We start from the raw sequence: 14,728 nt of genomic DNA on the forward strand, positions 1-14,728 counted from the left end.
TAAGATTAGCCTTTTGGCCCCTTAACGTCAAATCCAAATTATAAAAAACTTTACACTAAAGGGACAAATTGGGGATACTGGATACAGTTAATGAAATGGAATAAGCAGAAGACGATTAACGTTCTTTTTTTATCGTCTTAACCGCTTTATCCAAAGCCCTTTTTGGTTTTGCTTTTTCAGTGGCTATATCATCCATGGCAGAATTCATCGGTCCCCATACCTTATTCATTTCCGGAATATTCGGCACAGGTTCAGCGTATTTTATTTGTATGCTTAAGGCTTGTGCCCTTTCATTTTCATTGATTGCTGCATTGTGTTTGATTGAATTATTAGGAGGGATTTCCCCTGTTATTTCATAACGTTGCATTGCATTATCATCGTTTGTCAAATATTCAACTAACTTCGTAGACCAATCAGGATGTTTTGTGAATGCTGTTACATGCCAGCCTTTGATTTCCATGAACGTTTTCATTGGCTGACCATTTGGCAATTCGGGCAAGGGGGCAAATCCTGTATCCTTTCTCTCGGAAAATGAGTTACCGTCACTCATGAAAGAAGCCAAACCCCCTTGACTAAACAACTTCTCGATCGCTGCCTTGTCGCCTTTTGGAATCAAATCCGCTTTATACCATTTTTGGATGTACGCAGCTCCTTTTACAGCACCCTTATTATTCAAACCAATGTCCGAAGGGTCTAGATTTCCATTCTTATCTTTAAATGTGTAACCTCCCATTCCAGCCATTACTCCATACCCATCATGGAAATCATTCCATTTGGCATAATAACCATACACATTACCTTGTCTTAATTCCTTCGCCATTTTATATAAATCATTCATCGTTTCAGGAGGCTTAGCCATCAATTTTTTATTATAAATTAAAACGGAAGTGTTTACGGATTTCGGCAATCCAAATACCTTATCTTGATACATCTCGCCTCTAATTGAAGATTCAATGAAGGCATTTAATACTTCATCACTCACTTTCACTTCCTGAATTAGGCCTTCCTTTACGATTTGCCCGACTTTTTCATGAGAAAAAGTTACCACATCCGGGGCTTTCCCGTTTCCAATCGGCCCATCGCGACGAAGCCGTTCATACATCTCGGTAGCTATTTCCAGCTCTTCATGCTCAACTTTTATTCCATATTCTTTTTCAAATGCTTCAATCACTGGCTTTAGGGCCTCCGCTTTCCCTTTTTCCTCCCAAATGATCAATTTTTTCGGCTTCGCTTCATTACTGGCTTCTTCGTTTTTCTTATTTTCTTTCACTACTTTATTTTCCAAATCTGAACTGGATCCACAAGCACTTACAATAACGATCAAGAACATGGACATGAACAAATGAAAAATCAGCTTCTTCACTTTCATTCTCCTTTTTAAAATGTTTATTCTATCATGTCCAAAAGCACCAAATAATACTGTTTTTCAGTTCAGCCAATCAAATAAAGCCCCAGAATGAAAGCGGTACCAAACTTATTGTTATCATTATATGAACGGCTTTGGTTTTTACAACATTTTCCTCGACGTATTTATTTCCTTGTAGTGATGAACACTTTTTGTTATTTTTTAGTTAATAGGTGCTTCTTTCAATTAGAATTGGGTATATAACCATATTGAAAAAAACACTTAACGGCTAATTACAACTGCTTAGTGAACCCCCTCATAACAGCCTGAAGTTCCCTTTTTCATATTCACTTCCCCAAATACTTATAGAATTGGAGTGGTTTTAATGGAATTTTCATCCATACACCATAGACCTAATGACAATTACGGCTATCCCATCAACACTGAAACCCTACATATCCGACTACGTACGAAAAAACAAGATATCTCCTCAGCTGGATTGATTTTTGGGGACCCATACATTTCAGATAATGGACAATGGCAGTACGAAGAACTTCCCATGAGTTTATCAGGCAGCGATAACCGTTATGATTATTGGCATATTTATGTGAAGCCTACCTACAGAAGAATTCGGTATGGGTTCAAGGTCCTCTCAGAAGATGAAAGTGCCATTTACACGGAAAAGGGTTTCTTTAAAGAACCCCCCCGAGATCCGGGATGCTATTTCGCGATTCCCTATCTACATCAAAATGAAGTATTCGTCGCACCAGAATGGGTCAAAGATACAATTTGGTATCAAATTTTTCCTGAACGATTCGCGAACGGAAACCCTGACAACGATCCGGAAGGTGTTAAACCTTGGGGAAGTGAAGACCCGGCAGTGGATAATTTTTTTGGCGGGGACTTCGAAGGAATCATTGAACATTTAGATTACCTAGAGAAGCTCGGCATCAACGGAATCTATTTCACGCCAATCTTCCATGCCCACTCCAATCACAAATACGATACGATTGATTATCGGAAAATCGATCCGCAATTCGGAACGAAGGAAACATTGAAAACACTGATAAACGAATGCCACAAACGGAATATCCGAGTCATGCTGGATGCCGTTTTTAACCATAGCGGCTACTATTTCCCCCCATTTCAGGATTTACTCGAAAAAGGAGAGGATTCGAAATATAAGGATTGGTTCCATCCACACAGCTTTCCTCTCAAAGGAGGGGAAAGGCCCAATTATGAAACGTTCGGTTTTTTTGAATCGATGCCAAAATTGAATACTGCGAATCCGGAAGTGAAAGAATATCTGCTCGAAGTCTCAGCCTATTGGATTAAGGAGTTCGATATAGACGCCTGGCGACTCGATGTGGCAAATGAAGTCGACCAACCATTCTGGCGTGAATTTCGAACAACGGTGAAAAGTATAAAGCCTGACCTTTACATTCTTGGTGAAATTTGGCACGACTCCATGCCATGGCTTCGCGGCGATCAGTTCGATGCTGTCATGAATTACCCTTTTACCAACCAAGTTTTCCGCCTGGTCGCTTCACAAACCATCAATGCACGCGAGTTCACCGAAGAAATGACAGCCATCTATCATAGTTACCCGACCAATATTTTTGACGTGACGTTCAATCTCCTTGGAAGCCATGATACACCGCGGATTTTCACGGATTGCGGGGAAGATCTAGATCGAGCCAAGCTCATCCACGCGATCCTGCTTACTTTTAATGGCAGCCCCTGTATATACTATGGCGATGAAATCGGCTTAACCGGAGGCAGGGATCCAGGATGCCGAAAATGCATGGTTTGGGAAGAAGAAAAACAAAATACCGAGCTTTTCAATGAAATTAAGGCATTGATCCACTTACGAAAAGAAGAACGATTACTTGCCAATGCCGGAAAGTTCAAATTTCTAAATACAAACGGAAACGAAAATATCGTGGCTTACCAAAAATATAATGGCGAACGCGCTGTCGTGATCCTCATCAACCCGACGGATGTCCAGCAATCCTTCACTCTCCCTATTGATTTGAAGGGGCGTACACTAACAGATTTAAGAACAAAAGAAACAACACAGGAATGCCAATTTGAATTGGGTGGATATCAATATAAAATTCTTGCATTCAATCTTTGAGACAATGAAAACGGGGCAAGGAAAATCATCCTGCCCCGTTTTTTTCAATCGATTATTTGAATATCATATTCTTTGAACCATACATGGGTTTGTGCCAAGTGAGCCAGTAACTGGGGACCTGACATCAATTGCCCGAACCACGGCACTTTAAAAGCAGCTCCTTTGGAATCCACTATATCCGTCAGCTTCTGTTTATCGAAAAACTCATGCAAGACCGAATTTTTATCCCTCAGTAAGTCTTTCAACCACGCCTGCACACGGTCAGTATATATAGGGTTGTGGGTTTTTGGATATGGACTTTTTTTACGATACAATACCTCATCCGGTAACAGCCCCTCCAACGCTTTCCTCAGAATACCCTTTTCACGGTTGCCTTCCATTTTCATTTCCCAAGGAATGTTCCATGCATATTCAACAAGTCGATGATCGGCAAATGGGACGCGCACCTCTAGACTTGCCCCCATACTCATCCGGTCCTTCCGGTCAAGAAGCGTCGTCATGAACCATAACAAATTCACATAGAAAAGTTCTCTACGCTTTGCTGCTACACCGTTTTCCCCTTCCAATTTAGGAGTTTCGGCAAGGGTGGTCAAATAGGCTTCATTCGCAAATTCCTCCAGCTTCAATTTCTCACGCCATCCCGTTTTCAATAACGATACCCGTTCCCCGGTCGATCTCATCCATGGAAAACCAGCTCGATTTAAATCATCTTCACGATGAAACCAAGGATAACCGCCAAAAATTTCGTCCGCACACTCACCGGACAGGCCTACGACAAAATCCTGCTTGATTTCCTTACAAAACCAAAGTAATGAGGAATCGACATCCGCCATCCCTGGAAGGTCTCTTACAAGGACAGCTTCCGTTAAATAATCCGTTAACTGTTCTTGAGTGATGATCGATGAATGGTGAACCGTGTTAAAGGTATCCGACATCTTTTTAATCCAATGTCCATCAGAGTTAGGCTGAAAATCATTTGCCTTAAAATAGCGCTCATTATCTTCATAATCAATGGAATAAGTATGCAGCCGTCCTTTCCCTTCTTTTTGATAGGCGTTTGCCGCAATGGCCGTTATGGCGCTAGAGTCCAGCCCTCCTGACAAGAAGGTACAAAGTGGAACATCAGATACAAGTTGCCGAGTCACTGCATCCTCGACAAGGAAGCGGACCTTCTCGGCCGTCTCATCGAGGGTATCCCGATGTTCTTCGCTTTTCACATTCCAATACCTCCAAATTCGGAGCCCTTGCCTTGATAATGTTAGAGCATGGGCAGGTCTTAACTCTTGGATATTATGAAAAACACCGGAACCTGGCTTTCGGGATGGGCCCACACCAAAAACTTCAGCCAACCCGTCGCGGTCGATCTCCGTTTTAACATCCGGGTGGGCTAAAATCGCCTTCAATTCAGAGCCAAAAATAAATCCCCCGTCCCTTTCTGCATAAAAGAGTGGCTTTACCCCCATCCGATCTCTTGCAATGAATAATTTCTGTTCCTTTTCATCCCAAATTGCAAACGCAAAAATCCCATTGAACAAGTCAATGCATTTTTCTTTCCATTCTATATAAGAAGTAAGTAAAACTTCTGTATCAGAATGACCCTTAAAGGAATATCCTTTTAATAATAGCTGTTTTCGAATATCTTCGGTGTTATATAGCTCTCCATTATAACAAAGCGTATATCTGCCGTTTTTTTGATCTTTCGACATCGGCTGTTTTCCGCCTTCCGCATCGACAACCGTTAACCGTTTATGACCAAAGGCAACATGGGCTTCGCTCCAAACATTTTCCTCGTCTGGCCCCCGCTTTGCCAACGTTTTTGTCATATTTTCAACTGTTTTTGTTTCCTTCCGTAAATCTTTTTGAAAATGCACCCAGCCTGTTATCCCACACATTTTACACTTCATCCTTTCTATCCGGACTCTCAGAAAAAAATATTGGCTCCCTGTCTTAAAAAGATTTACAGTCCCTTATTTGTAAATTCGAAGATCAAGCAAAGAAGGTTTAAGTATCGAACAGCAACATTCCGTAGGATCCCGCCCAAAACGCCAGGCGTTGATAATGAATTGTTGAGCAAAGCATCCCGTGTTTAACATAGCCTATGCAAAGACGGAAAGATGGTTATTTGTCCATAATATTTTAAAATATACAGTTATATTTTCATTGGATTTTGACTAAAAAGTAGGTGAGGATTCCACTATTGGAGGTATATGTATGAGTCAGCAACAACGAACCAAGTTAATGAACAGGCAAACAAGAGCTTTTACCGAAGGAACAGTGGAAAATATCAATCAACAATGGATTTTTTTCGATGATGAAACAGATGAGGCCTGCTCCATCGAAGACCATGTTGATAGCATCATTGAAGTTTACAGGGGTGGGCGCTGGCAGCAAGGAGTTGTTGAAGAAGAGGGAAAAATCCTGCTTCACCGGGAAATCACCTTCTTAAGGGAAAATGAGCCCATTCGGATCCGCAAAAAGCTGCTTTACTCTTTTGAACGTTTATTGGAAGAATTGAACGACGATTCCTTTTTCCAATTTGTAACGACCTTGAATTCACTTGATTTTTCTATTTATGATTGTATATATAGCTATAATCAGCTCACTTTTTTAAGGGCTGTCCCTAACCAGTCCGGCGTGAATTTCTTCACTTTTGATAACGAGAGCCAAATATGTCTCGTTCAGCACCACTTTTCTTATGGGAAGAAGGATCACGATCGTTTTGAATTCACCCTGAACACCGGAAAAAGGATCGTCATTGAGAAAGTGAATTCACAATAACGGGTAAAAAAAAATGGGTAAATGAGATTTCCTCATTTACCCATTTTCAATTCTGTATTAAAAAAAGTCCATTCCTTGCGGCAGGGAAAGCCCTAAATAAAGGACGAATACAAGCGCAACGATGAACAATATCCACATGGCACTTGTGCTTTTACCTTTTTTCGTACGGACCAACACCATTTCCATCGCCGCAATCACGATGATGCCAACAATCATTTTTACTGCGTAAGCACCAAAATCCGTGATCAGCATTCCGCCAGTAAGGAAAATCAATAGATAGAATAAACGTGTTATCATATGTAGCATTTTCGCTTTCGGATTTCCACCTTTAAGCATCGAATATGTGACAAAGAAAAGAATGATTCCGATAACCCAAGCTGTAATATGCATATGTGTCATTTTTTTGCCCCCTCGTTCAGTTTCCTTTTAATCATATCATAGGCTTTTACAAAATAACAAAACTAAGGATTCATCTGAATAGGTAAAATCAACAATTTAATGAACATCATTTACATTTCTTCTAAACTGGTCCTCTTCGACGCATAACTGGCTTTTTACCATATGTAACAAAACGCCATACATATTCAACCGGTCCGTAATTAAACAGACCCATCCACAATAAGGAAAGCAGAATTTGCAGGCAAAAAAGAGCTATTAGGAAAACAACCCCTGTCGTGTAAGAGACAGATCCATATAAACCAAGGCCATATGAATAAAAAATGACCGTGCATACTATCGATTGGAATAAGTAGTTACTCATCGACATCCTTCCGATATACGAAAGGGGGTGGAACAGGCGGGAAGCTCCTGGCTGTTCCGCCAAAAGCGTTATTGCCGTGATATAAAAAATCGTAAGTAACGGTCCGCCAAAATAATCCTGTACGAATATCGTGCCAAAATGGTATACCGTCACATATGGCAATATCTTCATTGACATGCCCAACAGTAAGCTTACAATCAATATCGCTTTGAATTGTCGTTTATATTGACTTGGATTTTGGAGAAAGCCTTGCTTTGCAACGCCTGCTCCAATTAAAAAAAACGGAAAAATCGATAAAAAAAGGATAATGGCATTAAAGAGGTTGTTCACCATATACCAATCTAGTGCTCTTTGACTCATTATTTCCGTAAATGTACCAGATTGATAAACTTCCAAAGACTGTTTCATCATCGCAGAATCAGTCGTTATCGCCATCCCTTCCCTATCAAATATGCCCATTATAAGAAATAGTGAACCCAATATAGCAAATGGCAGGACATAACAAACCGAGCCTAGCAGAATTAGATTCCTGCCCTTCATCTTATAAAAAAACAAAAATGCAAACCCAAATACAGCATAATTAATGAGGATGTCCCCATGCCAGATGAAAAAAGCATGAATGCACCCAAGCACCAGCAGGAAACTTAGCCTTTTCGTAAATAATAAAGGAAATGAAATACCCTTTTCTGCACTCCTTACAGCAAGTATGATGGCCCCGAAACCGAACAGGAATGCAAATAACGGATAAAAGCTGGCCTGTGCGACAATATCACTGAATCTGTACAAAATCCTGTCCCATCCTTCGGACCATCGCTCAGTACCATCTATGTACAAAAGCGGAGAGTGGAAAGAAGGCATATTCACTAAAAAAATCCCTAAAATGGCTAATCCACGTAAAATATCGATGCTTACGATCCGTTTACTTTCCTGCAATGGTACCATCGTGCCCTTCATTGGTTCACCTCTTTCATCCATACAGATTTAACGTCTCTTCTATAACCTGATTTCATCATCTTTAACCACTATGGCAGCTTTTTGCTTTTTTATTAGTATGACAAACAAGCTACCCAATAAGCAAAAGATTCCCGCAAGGAAGAATGCCCATGTATAGGAGTTGAATATGTTGAAAATTAGCCCTCCACCGTACGCGGCCACCGCTGCACCCATCTGATGCGCCGCGAATATCCAACCGTATACAATCCCACTTTTCTCCATTCCAAAGACTTGTCTTGAAATGCTTATGGTTGGAGGGACAGTAGCTATCCAATCCAATCCGTAAAAAACGGAGAAGATGATCAATAGGGCGATTGAGCCTTCATTTAGTGCAAAAGGAAGTAATACGAGGGAAGCACCCCTTAGACCGTAATACCAAAACAACAACCAACGGTTATCAAAACGATCTGATAACCACCCGGATACAGTCGTACCAATCAAATCAAAGATCCCCATGAAAGATAGCAGTGAGGCTGCCGTAACAACCGGTAATCCAAAACTAATACAATAAGAAATGAAATGTGTGCCGATCAACCCGCTCGTTGAAAGTCCGCATATAAAAAAGCTTCCTGCCAATAACCAGAATTCCTTCACTTTCACTGCTTCAATCAACGACTGAAAAGCCATGGCAATGGGGTTCTTCTTTTGGACTGTAACAGCCTCCTGACTTTCCTCTTCTAATCCATATGGAAGAGTGCCAACTTCCTTCGGATTGTTTTTCATGAATAAAAGGATGATTGCCAGCATGATCAAGCTAAGGACCAAAATTAATCCAATCGCCCATCTCCACGAGTGATTCTCAATGATGATGGCTAAAACCGGAAGTAAAATGAGCTGACCTGTGGCCGTACTTGCCGTCAGTATCCCGACCGCCAGCCCCCGCCTCTTCTCGAACCAACGATTTGCCACATATGGGCTCAATACCGTTAAAAACACTCCAGAACCCAATCCAATGATGATTCCCCAAATTAGAATGAGCTGCCACTCATGCTCCATGAAGAAAGTGAGGAAAATCCCTGCCAATAAAGTGGACATGGCCAATACCATCATTTTCTTCAATCCAAGCACTTCAATTAGGGCGGCCATGAATGGACCCGATAATCCATAAAGAAAAAGACTTATGGCGAAGGCTAAAGAAATGATGGACCGGTCCCACCCGAACTCATTTTCAAATGGTACGATGAATACTCCCGATGATGACCTAACGATTCCGGCTACAATGATCGAGAAGAATGTTATGATTAAAATGACCCAGCTATAATGAATACGTTTCAATTCTCTCCCCCACAATCCAAAACTCTTAGAATCAACAAGATTTAAAAAGAATTATTATAATAATTTGAAATATTTTATAATAGTAACACTTTATCGTTAAACAGGAAGCTTTTTATCGAAACAAATTTGAGTGCTTCTCTTAAAAAGTCAAAATGAATGAGTTGATATCAAACAATGGCATGAGTTCCTGTGGCTGTATTTACGGAAAGGGACACCTGGTCAAATGGAGCTTCCTGACATAAGGTCCCTCTCTCAAGCTTCGTTCCCTATCTTCATAGCTTAATATGAAACCGAATCGACCGGGCAAACAGAAAAAAACGCTGATCATTTCTGAACAGCGTTAACGAGCATCAATTGACGAATCTGCCTGTTTTCCCCTTAGAGTCCCAGTAATCATTACGGAGATGGATTTTTTGTATTTTACCAGATGCCGTTTTTGGAAGCTCACTGACGAACGACACGCTCGTGACTGATTTGAAATGAGCTAAATTTTCCCGTGTGAAGTTCTTTATATCATCTTCCGTTAAATCAGCACCCGTTTTTAGCACAATGAAAGCATGCGGCGTCTCCCCCCACTTTTCATGCGGAACGGCGATGACTGCCGCTTCAAGAATGTCCGGATGTTCATAGAGGATTCCTTCCACTTCTATGGAAGAAATATTTTCTCCGCCACTTATGATTATATCCTTTTTGCGGTCAACGATATCAACATTCCCATTTTCATCGATTGTTGCCATATCCCCTGTATGCAGCCATCCATTTCTAAGTGTCTGGCTGGTCGCTTCTTCATTTTTCCAATAACCTAACATCACTCCATGACTGCGGACGATGACCTCCCCAATATCCACGCCATCATGGACCACTTCCTCACCATTGTCATGGATAACCCTTACCTCACTGCCTATGATGGGATATCCGGCTTTCGCCTTCATTCTGTATTTTTCTTTTTCCGAAAGATCATCGAATTCAGAACGAATCAGCGATATCAGACTAACCGGAGTTGATTCGGTCATTCCGTATATTTGAATGAATTCCCAGCCTAACTCTTTTTCTACCCTTGTAACGAATGCTGGAGGCGGAGCGGAACCTGCAACAACGATTCGGATATCCTGCTTGATCATCGGAACATTCCGTTCATAATATTGAAACAGTGAATTCAGAACCGTTGGTGCCATATGCATTATGGAAACCTTATGATTTTCAAGTGCATCAAATATCACTTCTGGGGTGGTTTTCCTCAAACAAACTTGAGTGGCACCATTAGCCGTATAATAAAATGGGGCACCCCACCCATTCACATGGAACATCGGCAGTACATGCAAATATGTATCGCGGTCATTGACCCTGAAATGATGCATCGCACCTAGGGCATGCAAATAGTTGTTGCGGTGAGTCAGCATCACCCCTTTGGGATTTCCTGTGGTCCCGCTTGTATAAAGGAGGCTCGAAACATCATTTTCATCCACCGACTCCCGATTAAAGATTCTGGTATCAAAAAGGTCCAGCCAATGGTTGTAATCGGTTTCATTTATCTCTTCCTTTTTATAATGTACAATTATGTGTTCCACCGATTCAAGTTCATCCTTGATAGGAGCAATTAAATGATACAATTCCTGATCTACAAAAAGGACCTTGGACTCACTATGGTTCAAAATGAATACATAATCGGCAGGCTTCAAGCGGATATTCAATGGAACGATTACGGCCCCAAGCTGAAAGACCCCATAAAAGCCTTCAAGCATTTCAATTGAGTTTGGTGCCAAATATGCCACCTTATCACCCTTTTTGACTCCAAGATCCCTTAAACCATTTGAAAGCTGGTTTACACGGCCGTTCAACTCTGAGTAGGTTATAACCTTGTCATCACCAATGATGGCTTTCTTATCGCCATATAGTAAGGCTGCTCGATCTAAGAAATGCGATAAAACTAATGGTACGTTCATTTCCTCACCCCTCATTTTATTTGAAAATTCTGAATTAGTAATTATTTTACCATATCTGTTTCCAATTATTCAATAATTTCCACTACTGTTATATAACAATATATTGATAGGCAGATGAATCACATCAATCATGAGTCAACATACAATACATTGAAACTCCCTTCGGTGATAGGCTCATTGCCTAATATTCAAGGGAAAATCAGAATAAAAAAAGGGTGATTTTCTTGCCGGCCATCGTAGGAGTCGTTCAAGTCATCAACGTCGGTAGCAGTGGAATTGTCCATATTGGTGACGTCTTTAAAATTAGTCCATATTCAACTTCAAAGACTTTTGCAGGTGCTGGCTCGTTTAATACAGGTGAATCCATATCCCTTTATAATGCCTATAGCACCACAAATACAAATGATACAGATGGTGTTGATCAGCCACTGGTCTTAAATCTCTAATGTTTTTAAGAAAGGAGTCCGCATGATCTTCAATATTCACCAGACCATACAAATCAATATGATAAAAATTGAAAGCATCGCCAATTCATCCGTTTTTCAAATAGGAAGTGCCGGGGTGATTAAACCATATTCCACATTGGCCAATACCGGTGGATTCACTGAGCCTGCTCCTGAAATCGAAGCTGATGTAGTACCATTAACCAGTTTCGTCCCGTTTACACCTTCCTAGTTCATAGGCATTCACCTACCTCCAACTTTTTCATATACTGTCTTATATGAAATTAACTTATTGTGAAGGCGGGGTGTTGAATCGTGAATCAGGATCTTTATTCATATTCCATACAAATGCAGCGTTTTCTTGAAGCCCAGGATAAACGGATCATGAAACTTGAACACGAACTCAAACGCCTGACAGATGAACTAGCCGAGCTGAAAAATAAACCGCCAATCCATGTTGATAAAATTGAATATAAATTCGATCAGTTAAAAGTCGAATCTCTAGATGGAACATTGAATATCGGTTTAAATCCCAATGATCTTAACAACATTGACGAATTTGCCGTCAACAACCAACCTGTTCAACCTGCCCCTAACCTATTTCCAGGCAGGGAGATCGTCGTCCAGGAAATTCACAACGATATCCTTTCAGACTTGGAAAATATGATTCACGATGCGGAAAACCAGCTGAAAATATCATTGGAACCCTCTTATCATGACTTCATTAAGCAGGACGTCGAACGCCAGCTTCATCAACGGATCAATATGTATTTCGATAATCTTTCGTACGCTGAACGTGCTCCGCAGCAAAGGGATAATATCAAGGAAAAGATCAGGGAAAAGGTGAAATCCGATATTCAAACTGCATTATTACAATTCATTACCCATTCACAAGCCGAGACAGGAGGAAATCCAAATGGAGTTTAATGTAACCAATCACCAGCTTTGTGTAGGTGATATTAAAATTACCGGTGTAGCAAGCTCTGCTTTATTTCTCATAGGGGATGTACAAACGGTCCAGCTATCCTCAGCATTCGATACCCCGCCGGAATCCCTTATCATCGGGCCACTCGTGCCGCTTTCTCCAGGAGGATAAATAACATGTTTTCTAGAATATCAAAAGTAAAATCTTTATTATCCGACACGGTATCATTCAGCTCCACTCTGCAAATCGGGGATACTTCATATATAGACGGTAATTCCCAGGCTTTAGCGGTCCAAAAGAGAAGTGAAACTTTCCAGTCAGTCGATATTCATTTCGAAGATTATGAAATTTTCAAGAGACCATTTTATATTCCGAGATTGACTGAACCAGTCATATCAAGTTTTTCAAATCCGAATCCCTTCATACGGGTCGGCAATATCAATATAATCGGGATATCATCCTCATCTGTGGTTGGTGTGGGAAACGTAGGCCATGCACGTATGGAATCAAGAGTGAAACATATTCGGGAGGTTCCTAAAGAAATCGAAGAGACACCAATCGGGGATTCGACAAACAACAGTTAAACTTTTATAGGAGGGGTTCATATGCCCGCTATTATCGGCCCAGTTCAAATATTTAATGTCGCGCAAGGAAACCTGTTATTCGGTGATTGCGCCGTCATTTCCCCTAAGTCTTCCTCCAAAACCGTTACCGGATCCGGTTCAGGGAACACAGCTGCAATCGTCTTCACGGCCAATGGTCTGAACGGTAGCAATGTCCTTGATGTCAATGGGGTCGACCAGCCCATTACAGGGAATAATTAGTCAAAGAAAAAGCCTCCCAATTCCAGGGAGGCTTTTAAATTCGACCTATTTTTCTATCATGTTAAATACTTGCTCGACATCCTTGTCACCCCTGCCTGATAAATTAACGATCAGTATATCATCTCTTGTTAACTCTTTTGCCAGCTTCATGGCGTAAGCTAAAGCATGTGAGCTTTCGAGAGCTGGAATGATCCCCTCTGTTTTGGATAATACCTGGAAGGCCTCAAGAGCTTCTTCCCCTTTTACCGTCACATACTCCGCCCGCCCGCTATCTTTCAAAAAACTATGCTCGGGTCCCACACTTGGGTAATCCAAGCCGGCTGCTATGGAAAATGTCGGTTTTGGCTGCCCATGTTCATCCACTAACGTCAAACTTTTAAATCCGTGCAATACTGCCGGGACACCTTGCGAAATACTTGGGGCTTCAATTGGTTCTACACCAATTAAACGGACATTTTCTTCTTCGATATAATGTGCAAAAGCACCAATCGCATTACTTCCCCCTCCTGCACAAGCAATGATGGCAGTTGGGAGCTTTCCTTCCTTTTCAAGAATCTGGCGTTTTGATTCTTCACTTATGATCGCTTGAAAATGCTTAACGATCGTTGGATAGGGGTGTGGTCCCACTGCTGAACCAAGCAAGTAAAAAGTATTTTCATAGTTTTGCACCAAATCATTCAATGCCTCATCAACTGCATCCTTTAATCGACCCTGTCCCTTTTCGACCGCTACAACTTTTGCCCCCAACAATTCCATCCGAAAGACATTCAATGCCTGCCTCTCCGTATCCAGCTTACCCATATAGATTACACACTCCAAGCCAAACATCGCACATGCCGTCGCAGTCGCTACACCATGCTGTCCAGCGCCAGTTTCTGCGATGATGCGGTTAGCACCCATCCGTTTAGCGAGCAAGATTTGTCCGATCGCATTATTAATTTTGTGAGCACCTGTATGATTCAGATCTTCACGCTTCAAATATATTTTTGCCCCGCCAATCTTTTTCGTTAAATTCTGTGCATGGGTTAACGGATTTTCGCGTCCGACATATTCTTTCAGATAGTATTGAAACTCCTCAATGAATTCCGGGTCATCCTTATATTTCAAGAATTCCGTTTCTAAAATATCCATTACTTCCTGAAGTTCTCCCGGTACAAAGCTTCCACCGAACTCACCAAAATATCCCTTGCTCTTGATCTCACTCGTCATACTCTACTCTACTCCTTTAAAAAAGGTATTTTTTCTCCCCTAGTATATAGTAAGCTTTTGTATAATTTCAAACTATTCTGTTTATTCAATCAAAAA

The 14,728-nt window shown here is 41.1% G+C and carries 15 protein-coding genes; 8 read left to right on the forward strand and 7 right to left on the reverse strand.

The window, feature by feature from the left end; translation table 11 throughout:
- Positions 1 to 115: 115 nt before the first annotated feature.
- Positions 116 to 1,363: an extracellular solute-binding protein gene (locus tag QUF86_RS26200; protein WP_289336109.1), complete on the reverse strand. Its 1,248-nt coding sequence runs from the start codon at positions 1,361 to 1,363 to the stop codon at positions 116 to 118.
- A 367-nt stretch (positions 1,364 to 1,730) separates the two neighbouring features.
- Here QUF86_RS26200 and QUF86_RS26205 point away from each other — a divergent pair, with 367 nt between their 5' ends.
- Positions 1,731 to 3,482, forward strand: coding sequence for a glycoside hydrolase family 13 protein (locus QUF86_RS26205; protein ID WP_289336110.1), 1,752 nt, complete (start codon positions 1,731 to 1,733; stop codon positions 3,480 to 3,482).
- A 44-nt stretch (positions 3,483 to 3,526) separates the two neighbouring features.
- Here the strand turns inward: QUF86_RS26205 and asnB are convergent, their stop codons facing one another.
- Positions 3,527 to 5,374, reverse strand: coding sequence for an asparagine synthase (glutamine-hydrolyzing) (asnB, locus tag QUF86_RS26210; RefSeq protein WP_289317498.1), 1,848 nt, complete (start codon positions 5,372 to 5,374; stop codon positions 3,527 to 3,529).
- Positions 5,375 to 5,693: 319 nt separating this feature from the next.
- Here asnB and QUF86_RS26215 point away from each other — a divergent pair, with 319 nt between their 5' ends.
- Positions 5,694 to 6,260 carry a DUF2777 domain-containing protein gene (locus QUF86_RS26215; protein ID WP_063232220.1) on the forward strand — a complete coding sequence of 189 codons (567 nt, stop codon included), beginning with the start codon at positions 5,694 to 5,696 and terminating at the stop codon, positions 6,258 to 6,260.
- 57 nt (positions 6,261 to 6,317) lie between these two features.
- Here the strand turns inward: QUF86_RS26215 and QUF86_RS26220 are convergent, their stop codons facing one another.
- The 4 genes from QUF86_RS26220 to QUF86_RS26235 form a co-directional block, all read right to left on the reverse strand.
- Complete coding sequence (locus QUF86_RS26220; RefSeq protein ID WP_076367205.1) at positions 6,318 to 6,659, reverse strand: YisL family protein; 342 nt, start codon at positions 6,657 to 6,659, stop codon at positions 6,318 to 6,320.
- Between the two features lie 121 nt (positions 6,660 to 6,780).
- Entirely contained in the window at positions 6,781 to 7,974 is a 1,194-nt protein-coding gene (locus QUF86_RS26225) for a DUF418 domain-containing protein (RefSeq protein WP_289336111.1), read from the reverse strand.
- Between the two features lie 39 nt (positions 7,975 to 8,013).
- Positions 8,014 to 9,288 (reverse strand): MFS transporter, encoded by a 1,275-nt coding sequence (locus tag QUF86_RS26230; protein ID WP_289336112.1) that lies wholly within the window; start codon positions 9,286 to 9,288, stop codon positions 8,014 to 8,016.
- 350 nt (positions 9,289 to 9,638) lie between these two features.
- The gene (locus QUF86_RS26235; protein WP_289336113.1) at positions 9,639 to 11,231 is read right to left on the reverse strand and encodes a long-chain-fatty-acid--CoA ligase; all 1,593 of its coding nucleotides are present in this window, start codon (positions 11,229 to 11,231) and stop codon (positions 9,639 to 9,641) included.
- Between the two features lie 224 nt (positions 11,232 to 11,455).
- Here QUF86_RS26235 and QUF86_RS26240 point away from each other — a divergent pair, with 224 nt between their 5' ends.
- The 6 genes from QUF86_RS26240 to QUF86_RS26265 all read left to right on the forward strand — a co-directional run bounded on the left by QUF86_RS26240 (position 11,456) and on the right by QUF86_RS26265 (position 13,423).
- Positions 11,456 to 11,677, forward strand: coding sequence for a spore germination protein (locus QUF86_RS26240; RefSeq protein ID WP_063577089.1), 222 nt, complete (start codon positions 11,456 to 11,458; stop codon positions 11,675 to 11,677).
- 22 nt (positions 11,678 to 11,699) lie between these two features.
- Entirely contained in the window at positions 11,700 to 11,906 is a 207-nt protein-coding gene (locus QUF86_RS26245) for a spore germination protein GerPB (protein WP_137017139.1), read from the forward strand.
- Between the two features lie 83 nt (positions 11,907 to 11,989).
- Positions 11,990 to 12,601, forward strand: a complete 612-nt coding sequence (gene gerPC / locus QUF86_RS26250) for a spore germination protein GerPC (protein WP_289336114.1) — start codon at positions 11,990 to 11,992, stop codon at positions 12,599 to 12,601.
- On the forward strand, positions 12,591 to 12,770 hold the full coding sequence (locus QUF86_RS26255) for a spore gernimation protein GerPD (RefSeq protein ID WP_283901527.1): 180 nt from the start codon (positions 12,591 to 12,593) through the stop codon (positions 12,768 to 12,770). Before gerPC ends, QUF86_RS26255 begins: the two co-directional genes overlap by 11 nt.
- A gap of 5 nt (positions 12,771 to 12,775) precedes the next feature.
- Positions 12,776 to 13,183: a spore germination protein GerPE gene (locus QUF86_RS26260; RefSeq protein ID WP_289336115.1), complete on the forward strand. Its 408-nt coding sequence runs from the start codon at positions 12,776 to 12,778 to the stop codon at positions 13,181 to 13,183.
- 21 nt (positions 13,184 to 13,204) lie between these two features.
- A complete protein-coding gene (locus QUF86_RS26265) occupies positions 13,205 to 13,423 on the forward strand; it encodes a spore germination protein (RefSeq protein WP_289317505.1) in 219 nt (72 codons plus the stop codon).
- A 45-nt stretch (positions 13,424 to 13,468) separates the two neighbouring features.
- On the opposite strand, the gene trpB is transcribed toward QUF86_RS26265, so the two are convergent.
- Complete coding sequence (gene trpB / locus QUF86_RS26270) at positions 13,469 to 14,632, reverse strand: tryptophan synthase subunit beta (RefSeq protein WP_289336116.1); 1,164 nt, start codon at positions 14,630 to 14,632, stop codon at positions 13,469 to 13,471.
- Positions 14,633 to 14,728: the final 96 nt, after the last annotated feature.

The sequence above is a fragment of the Peribacillus sp. NJ11 genome, from assembly GCF_030348405.1.
GTDB lineage: Bacteria > Bacillota > Bacilli > Bacillales > DSM-1321 > Peribacillus.

Bases quoted from the DNA above. Each gene is read 5' to 3' on its own strand.
- QUF86_RS26235 (WP_289336113.1), bottom strand. From the start codon at position 11,231: ATGAACGTACCATTAGTTTTATCGCATTTCTTAGATCGAGCAGCCTTA.
- QUF86_RS26205 (WP_289336110.1), top strand. From the start codon at position 1,731: ATGGAATTTTCATCCATACACCATAGACCTAATGACAATTACGGCTAT.
- QUF86_RS26255 (WP_283901527.1), top strand. From the start codon at position 12,591: ATGGAGTTTAATGTAACCAATCACCAGCTTTGTGTAGGTGATATTAAA.
- QUF86_RS26225 (WP_289336111.1), bottom strand. From the start codon at position 7,974: ATGAAGGGCACGATGGTACCATTGCAGGAAAGTAAACGGATCGTAAGC.
- QUF86_RS26260 (WP_289336115.1), top strand. From the start codon at position 12,776: ATGTTTTCTAGAATATCAAAAGTAAAATCTTTATTATCCGACACGGTA.
- QUF86_RS26265 (WP_289317505.1), top strand. From the start codon at position 13,205: ATGCCCGCTATTATCGGCCCAGTTCAAATATTTAATGTCGCGCAAGGA.
- trpB (WP_289336116.1), bottom strand. From the start codon at position 14,632: ATGACGAGTGAGATCAAGAGCAAGGGATATTTTGGTGAGTTCGGTGGA.
- QUF86_RS26220 (WP_076367205.1), bottom strand. From the start codon at position 6,659: ATGACACATATGCATATTACAGCTTGGGTTATCGGAATCATTCTTTTC.
- QUF86_RS26215 (WP_063232220.1), top strand. From the start codon at position 5,694: ATGAGTCAGCAACAACGAACCAAGTTAATGAACAGGCAAACAAGAGCT.
- asnB (WP_289317498.1), bottom strand. From the start codon at position 5,374: ATGTGTGGGATAACAGGCTGGGTGCATTTTCAAAAAGATTTACGGAAG.
- QUF86_RS26245 (WP_137017139.1), top strand. From the start codon at position 11,700: ATGATCTTCAATATTCACCAGACCATACAAATCAATATGATAAAAATT.